Source organism: Propylenella binzhouense, from assembly GCF_009866965.1.
Taxonomy (GTDB): domain Bacteria; phylum Pseudomonadota; class Alphaproteobacteria; order Rhizobiales; family Afifellaceae; genus Propylenella; species Propylenella binzhouense.
In genome coordinates this window covers 1-7,133 of record NZ_SPKJ01000146.1, presented here as the reverse complement: position 1 = coordinate 7,133, position 7,133 = coordinate 1, and the positions used below count along the sequence as shown (strand labels likewise).

The window sequence follows — 7,133 nt, the reverse complement described above, 5'->3', positions numbered from 1 at the left end:
CGCCGCGCGCGGCCGAGATCGATCCCGGGCCCGGCGGCCCGCCCGACGCCCGCTACCGCCGGTTCCTCGCCGCCGGCCAGCTCGCGATCCAGCGCTGCCGCGCCTGCGCGCGCCACATCTTCTATCCGCGCAGCCTCTGCCCGGCCTGCGGAGGCGGCGAGCTCGCCTGGGTCGCGCCGGCGGGCACCGGCGCCGTCTATTCGACGACGATCGTCCGCCGCAAGCCGGAGCAGGGCGGCGACTACAACGTCGTCCTCGTCGATCTCGACGAAGGCGTCCGGATGATGAGCCGCGTGGTCGGGCTCGCGCCGGAGGCTGTCACGATCGGGCTGCGGGTCAGGGCCGAGATCGCCCGCGAGGGCGACGCGCCGATCCTGCTCTTCCGCCCGGAGGAGGCGCCGTGAGCTCCGCCCATTCCCTTCGCGGCGCGGCCGCGATCGCCGGGATCGGCACCGCCGGCTGCGGCGACGCGACCGGGCGGAGCGAGATCGAGATCACCGTCGAGGCCTGCCGCAAGGCGGTCGCCGATGCGGGCCTGCGCATGTCCGACATAGACGGGCTCATCACCGCGAGCATGACGAGCCCGATGCCGACGCTCCGGATCACGCAGGAGCTCGGCCTCGACACCACCTTCGTCGACGCGACCTGCGTCGGCGGCTCCTCCTTCCTCCTCCACCTCCTCGTCGGCGCGATGGCGCTCCGGAGCGGGATCTGCAGCGCCGTGCTCGTCTGCTACGGCAGCACCCAGCGCTCCGGCGTCCGGCGGAGCACGATCAGCGCCTATCGCGAGGCGGTCGACCCCGACCTCTACGAGCTGCCCTACCGGCCCTTCAACCCGCCGACCGCCTACGCGCTCGCCGCCGCGCGGCACATGCACGAATTCGGCACCACGCGCGCCCAGCTCGCCGAAGTCGCCGTGGCGGCGCGGCGCTGGGCCGGGCTCAACCCCGAGGCCTTCGCCCGCGAGCCGATCACGATCGAGGACGTGCTCGGCGCCCGGCTGGTGAGCGATCCGCTCGGCGTGCGCGACTGCTGCCTCGTCACGGACGGCGCCGGCGCCTGCGTGCTGGTCGCGGCCGAGCGCGCGGCCGACCTGCCGCATCCGCCCGCCTACGTCCTCGGCGTCGGCGCCGCCCATACGCACCGCCAGATCTCCTCCATGCCGGACCTGACGGCGACGGGCGCGCGGCGATCGGGCGAACGCGCCTACGCCATGGCCGGCCTCGGCCCGGCGGACATCGACCTCCTCCAGCTCTACGACGCCTTCACGATCAACGTGATCCTGTTCCTGGAGGATCTCGGCTTCTGCCGGAAGGGCGAGGGCGGCGCCTTCGTCGAAGGCGGCCGGATCGGGCCGGGCGGCGCGCTCCCCGTCAACACCAACGGCGGCGGGCTCTCCTGCGTCCATCCAGGCATGTACGGCATGTTCCTGCTCGTCGAGGCGGTCCGGCAGATCCGCGGCGAGGCGGGCGAACGCCAGGTCGGACGCGCCGAGACGGTCCTTTGCCACGGCAACGGCTCCGTGCTGTCGAGCCAGGTCACGGCCATACTGGGCGGGCGCTCGGCGCTGGCATGAGGCGGCCGGAGAGGCTCGAGCTGCGGAGGAGATGATGAACGCCCGGGATCGGAAGGATATCGTCGGCGGCCTGCTCGTCACGGCCGTCGGGCTGTTCGCGGCGGTCTACGCCATGACGCACTACCGGCTCGGGACGGCCGGGCGGATGGGCCCGGGCATGTTCCCGGCCGCGCTCGGCGGCATCATGGCCGTGCTCGGGCTGGCGATCCTCGTCCCGGCGCTCTTCAGGGCGGGCGAGGCGGTGAAAGTCGACATCCGGCCCGTCCTCGCCATTCTCGGCGGGCTCGCCGCCTTCGCGCTGGCGATCGGCACCGTCGGGCTCGCGCCCGCGATCCTCTTCCTCGTCGTCATCGCCTCCTTCGCCGATCCGCACGCGACGCTCCGCGGATCGCTCGCGCTCTCCGCCGCGCTGATCGTGATCGCGACGGCGATCTTCAAGATCGGCCTGCAGTTTCCGTTCCCCCTTCTCGCATGGCCGGTCTGATGGGCGATCTCCCCTCTCTCTTCGCCAATGCGGCGCTCGGGCTCGAGACCGCCTTCCTGCCGCAGAACCTGCTGTGGTGCCTCACCGGCGTCGCGCTCGGCACCTTCATCGGCGTCATCCCGGGCGTCGGCGCGCTCGCCGCGATCTCGATGCTGTTTCCGCTCACCTTCCACCTGGCGCCGACCTCGGCGCTCATCATGCTCGCCGGGATCTGGTACGGCACCGCCTATGGCGGCTCCACCGCCGCGATCCTCCTCAACGTGCCGGGCACGCCGTCCTCCGCCGTGAGCTGTCTCGACGGCTACCCGATGTCGAAGCAGGGGCGCGGCGGCATCGCGCTCCTGATGACGGCGCTCGCCTCGTTCGTCGGCGGCAGCATCGGCATCCTCATCATGATGTTCTTCTCGCCGGTGATCGTCGACTACGCAATGAAGTTCGGGGAGGCGGAATATTTCGCGCTGATGCTGCTCGCGCTGATCGCCGCCTCGACAGTCTCCTTCGGCTCGACCGCGAAATCGCTCGCGATGGTGGCCTTCGGCGTGCTCCTCGGCACCGTCGGGCTCGACCATTACACCGCGGTCGCGCGCTTCGATTTCGGCAGCCTGTCGCTCTACGAGGGCATCAGCCTGGTCGGGCTCGCCATGGGCCTCTTCGGGGTGGCGGAGGTCGCCGCGAATGTCGGCGTCGTCGCAACGGGCGATGTCGACCGCAAGAGCTTCGGGCTCCGCGCCATGGTGCCGACGCGCGACGATCTCCGCCGCTCCTGGGCCCCCGTGCTCAGGGGCTCCGGCATCGGCGCCTTCTTCGGCGCGCTGCCGGGCGTCGGGCCGGCGGTCGCCGCCTTCGTCAGCTATGCCGTCGAGAAGCGGATCGCGAAGGAGCCGGGCCGGTTCGGGAACGGCGCGATCGAAGGCATCGTGTCGCCGGAGGCTTCGAACAACGCCGCCGACCAGACCGCCTTCATCCCGACCATGACGCTCGGCCTGCCGGGCAGCCCGAGCATGGCGATCATGCTCGGCGCGCTGATGATCCAGGGCATCGCCCCGGGCCCGACGCTGATGCGCGAGCACCCGGACCTCTTCTGGGGGCTGGTGATGAGCTTCTGGATCGGCAACGTGCTCCTCCTCGTCCTCAACATCCCGCTCGTCGGGATCTGGATCCGGATGCTGATGATCCCCTACCGGATCATGTTCCCGTCGATCCTCGCCTTCATCTGCATCGGCATCTACACGGTGAACATGAACACGTTCGACGTGTGGCTCGTCGCCTTCTTCGGCGGCCTCGGCTTCCTGATGCGCGTGCTCGGCTTCTCGCCCGCGCCCCTCATCCTCGGCTTCGTGCTCGGGCCGATGATGGAGGAGCATTTCCGCCGCGCGATGATCATCGCGCGCGGCGACTTCACCGTGTTCCTGGACCGCCCGCTGAGCGCGGCCATCCTGGCGGCGACCTGCCTGCTCCTGCTGTGGCGCGGCTGGCAGATCCTGCAGCCGCGGCTGCGGCCGGCGCCGGCGGAATGACGCGGCAAGGCGCGCGGCCGACCGACGAGACCCTTTCGCCAACCGCCCGAACGGAAGAAGGCATCAAGATGTACGATTTCCAGCACCTCGAGGTCGAACGCCCGTCGGAGGGCGTGCTGCTCCTGCGGTTCAACCGGCCGGAGGTCCTGAACGCCGTCAACACCCAGCTCGGCCGCGAGATCGTCCGGATCTTCGGCGATCTCGCCGCCGGCGCGGTCGAGGACGTGCGCTGCGTGGTGCTGACCGGGGCCGGCGAGCGGGCCTTCTGCGTCGGCGGCGACCTCAAGGAGCGCAACGGCATGACCGACGCGCAATGGATGGCCCAGCGCGTCATCTTCAGGCAGTACAACCTCGTCATGGAGCGCTGCCCGGTGCCGGTGGTCTGCGCCGTGAACGGGCTCGCGCTCGGCGGCGGCGCCGAGATGGTGCTGCGCAGCGACTTCGCCTATGCCGCCGAGGACGCCCGCTTCGGCTTCCCGGAGGTGAAGCGGGGCTTCATGCCGGGTTCCGGCGGGACGCAGCGCTTCGGCCGCGTCGTCGGCGAGCCCCGCGCCAAGGAATACCTGATGACCGGCGAGCAGTTCACCGCCGCCGACGCGCTTGCCTGGGGCATGGTGAACCGGCTCTTCCCGCGAAGCGAACTCCTGCCCGCCACGCTCGCGGTCGCCGCGAAGATCGCCGCCAATCCGCGCGAGGCCGTGCGCGTCATCAAGCAATGCGTCCATGCCGGGCTGCAGACGGACATCGAGACCGGCCTCGTCATCGAGGCGCTCGGCCACCAGAAGCTGACGTCCTCGCCCGACCGCATGGAGGGCATTGCCGCCTTCGTCGAGAAGCGCAGCCCCGAATGGCAGAAGGGCTGAGCGCGGCCGGCGCGGCATCGGTCGCGTGAGCCGGCCCCCGGCTCGCCGCGGCTGCGGCCTCGCGGGCGCATCTCAGCCGGAAGGGGCGTTGACCGCCAGCTGCGCGGCGAAAGCCCGCCGGTAGGCCGGCCGCGCCTCGCCGCGGGCGACATAGGCGGCGAGGTTCGGGTACTCGTCGAGGAGGCCCGAGCTCCGCAGGCGGAGCAGCACCGACACCATCAGCAGGTCGCCCGCGCTGAACGCGCCGTCGAGCCAGTCGGCATCGCCCAGGCGGGCGGACAATTGGCCGAGCCGGACGCGGATCCGGTCCATGACCAGCGGCAGGCGCTCCTCGGCCCAGGGCCTGTCGCCCTCCACCATCCTGGCGGTCGAGAGATCGAGGATCGGCGGCTCCACCGTGCTGAGCGCGGCGAACATCCATGCGATCGCCCGCGCCCGGGCGTCGCCATCCTCAGGCAGCAGACCCGCGTGCCGCTCCGCGATGTGAATGACGATCGCGCCCGTCTCGAACAGGGCGAGACCGCCCTCTTCGTAGGTCGGAATCTGGCCGAAGGGATGCAGCGCCAGATGCGCGGGTTCCTTCATCGCCCGGAACGAGACCAGACGAACCTCGTAAGGCTGGCCCACTTCCTCCAGCGCCCAGCGGACGCGCGTGTCGCGCGCCAGTCCCATGCCGCCGTCGGGCGAGCGTTCAAAGGCGGTGATGGTGGGGGTCATCGCGTCCGTCTCCCTGCCTCGGCCGGCAGCCCGGCGTCACATGATGGCGACGAACGGGCCCGCCCGAAATCGACATCGCTCTCCGCAGATCATCGCGCAAGCGACGATCGCCGGGACGCGCTGCCCGCGGTGGTCAGTTCCGATCCCGGCCGGTCAGGCCTTCTCGGCGGCGCGGCGGAACGCCCGGCCCATGTCGGCGACGAGGTCCGAAGCGCTCTCCAGGCCGGCGTGAATGCGGATCCGGTAGCCGCCGCCTTCTCCGGCTAAGGGCTTGTCGGAGAGCATCACCAGGCTTTCGAAGCCGCCCCAGGACAGGCCGATGCCGAACAGTTCGAGCCGGGAGAACAGGTCGCGGATCACGGCCATGCCGACCGGCTGCAGCTCGACGCCGAAGACCCCGCTCGCCCCGGTGAAGTCGCGCTGCCAGATCCGGTGGCTGCGCCCGCCCGGCTGAGGCCGCGGGCGGGATCCCCGCCGGCGCTTGGGGCGCCGCGCCTCACATCGGCGGCAGTCGCGGCCACCAGACCGGCGGCGGCGGCGGCGGCTTCGGATCCTTCCTGAACAGATGGCGGTTCCGGTTGGCGAGCTCCCGGAACGGGTTGAACGGCGCCTGCACCATCGCGAGCTTGTCGAAGGTTGCCCAGACGAGCTGGTGGATCTTGAGGAGGTCGAGGTTCGGCTTGAACTTGTTGCCGGGGTCGCCCATCTCGAAATCGAGAAACCCGGCCGAGGTGTTGAGGGGCGGGGCGAGCGGGATCAGCAGGCCGTGCCCGCGGCGCAGCCGGTGCCCGCCGGCGGCCGAGACGTAGACGTTCTCCACAATGACGGCGAGATATTCCTCCTCGTTCTCCCAGACCGCCTCCTTGGTGGGGATGGGGTTCTGCAGGCCCTGCAGGTAGCGCAGCGAATGGACCAGCTCGTGGACCAGCACGGCGTCGGGCCATTTCGCAGGTATCTTGCTGGTCGGGTCGTAGAGTTCGGGGCTGAAATAGACGCGGCTTCCCGTGCCCGCGCCCGTCGCGGTCGCCGAAGGGGGCATGAGCGTGTCGCGCTCGTCGCGGAGCGGCGTCCTCGGATCGTCCGACCTGCCCCGGTACCAATATCCCGGGCCCCTGCCCGAAACGCCGTCCGGGGCGCCGGCGAGGAGGTTGTCCTCCGAGACGGAGGAATTGGTGCCTCCGTGCAGGGCCTGCTTTCCCTTGTTGTACGGCTCTATCCGGACCTCGTCGGAAAAGCCCCTGATCTCGCCGAGGACGACCTTCCCGGCCGGATTTGCCTCCAGTTTCTGCAACAGGCCCTCGACCGTCTTCCTGTAGTCGTCGGGTCCGGTGACCTTGATCGGCATCTCACCCTCCCTGCGTGAGACATGCGGGAACGCGCGCCCGGCATTCCCGGCGGCGGCATGCTCCGAGCCGCCGCGTTCGGGACGATGCGCGTGCCGGCGGATCCGGCAACCGTCGCGGCCGGGGCCGCCCATCGCCCGCGACGATGCTACGCCTGCTGCCGCTCCCGCGCATCAGCTCTCTGGCGCCGCCCCCGTGCTGCCCCGCCGGCGGACGCCCCCACGCGGGAGCGGACAACCCGCCGCCGGGACGGCCCGCGGCGGTGTCGCGCGCGGCTGAGCCAACAACATCGCGGCGGCGTTGCGGCGCTGCTTGCTCGGTTCGGAGAACCTGCCGCTTAGTCCGCTCGGGGGACCTGCCGCTCGTTCCGCTCGGGGGACCTGCCGCTTGCTCTGTCGTCATGCCCGGGCTCCGACCCGGGCATCCAGCCGCGCCCGATCGCGGTTCGGCTCCCCGTGGATCGCCGGATCAAGTCCGGCGATGACGACGGGGAGGGAGGAGGAGGCGGCGTCCGCCTCGGCCGCCCATGGATCGCCGGATCAAGTCCACTGCTGTCCGGTTTAATTTTCTGGACTGGGTGCACGGTGTTGATTCTACTCGTGTTCAGACGTTGGCGCGTCTTCCGGACACGAC

Annotated in this window: 8 protein-coding genes; 5 read left to right on the top strand and 3 right to left on the bottom strand. The window is 70.8% G+C overall.

Annotation, left to right across the window (positions count from 1 at the left end; genetic code table 11):
• The 5 genes from E4O86_RS21595 to E4O86_RS21575 all read left to right on the top strand — a co-directional run.
• A partial coding sequence (locus E4O86_RS21595) for a Zn-ribbon domain-containing OB-fold protein (protein ID WP_205521034.1) occupies positions 1-404 on the top strand: 404 nt, incomplete at its 5' end.
• Positions 401-1,576, top strand: coding sequence for an acetyl-CoA acetyltransferase (locus E4O86_RS21590; protein ID WP_161142619.1), 1,176 nt, complete (start codon positions 401-403; stop codon positions 1,574-1,576). The genes E4O86_RS21595 and E4O86_RS21590, both read left to right, overlap by 4 nt.
• A gap of 34 nt (positions 1,577-1,610) precedes the next feature.
• Entirely contained in the window at positions 1,611-2,060 is a 450-nt protein-coding gene (locus E4O86_RS21585; RefSeq protein WP_161142618.1) for a tripartite tricarboxylate transporter TctB family protein, read from the top strand.
• On the top strand, positions 2,060-3,577 hold the full coding sequence (locus tag E4O86_RS21580) for a tripartite tricarboxylate transporter permease (protein WP_161142617.1): 1,518 nt from the start codon (positions 2,060-2,062) through the stop codon (positions 3,575-3,577). The genes E4O86_RS21585 and E4O86_RS21580 overlap by 1 nt, the downstream gene beginning before the upstream one ends.
• Before the next feature lie 68 nt (positions 3,578-3,645).
• Entirely contained in the window at positions 3,646-4,440 is a 795-nt protein-coding gene (locus E4O86_RS21575) for an enoyl-CoA hydratase/isomerase family protein (RefSeq protein ID WP_161142616.1), read from the top strand.
• 72 nt (positions 4,441-4,512) lie between these two features.
• On the opposite strand, the gene E4O86_RS21570 is transcribed toward E4O86_RS21575, so the two are convergent.
• The 3 genes from E4O86_RS21570 to E4O86_RS21560 all read right to left on the bottom strand — a co-directional run bounded on the left by E4O86_RS21570 (position 4,513) and on the right by E4O86_RS21560 (position 6,502).
• Positions 4,513-5,157 carry a glutathione S-transferase family protein gene (locus E4O86_RS21570; protein WP_161142615.1) on the bottom strand — a complete coding sequence of 215 codons (645 nt, stop codon included), beginning with the start codon at positions 5,155-5,157 and terminating at the stop codon, positions 4,513-4,515.
• A 153-nt stretch (positions 5,158-5,310) separates the two neighbouring features.
• Positions 5,311-5,523, bottom strand: a complete 213-nt coding sequence (locus E4O86_RS23295) for a hypothetical protein (protein WP_343039215.1) — start codon at positions 5,521-5,523, stop codon at positions 5,311-5,313.
• 130 nt (positions 5,524-5,653) lie between these two features.
• Entirely contained in the window at positions 5,654-6,502 is an 849-nt protein-coding gene (locus E4O86_RS21560) for a M91 family zinc metallopeptidase (RefSeq protein WP_161142614.1), read from the bottom strand.
• Positions 6,503-7,133 lie beyond the last annotated feature (631 nt).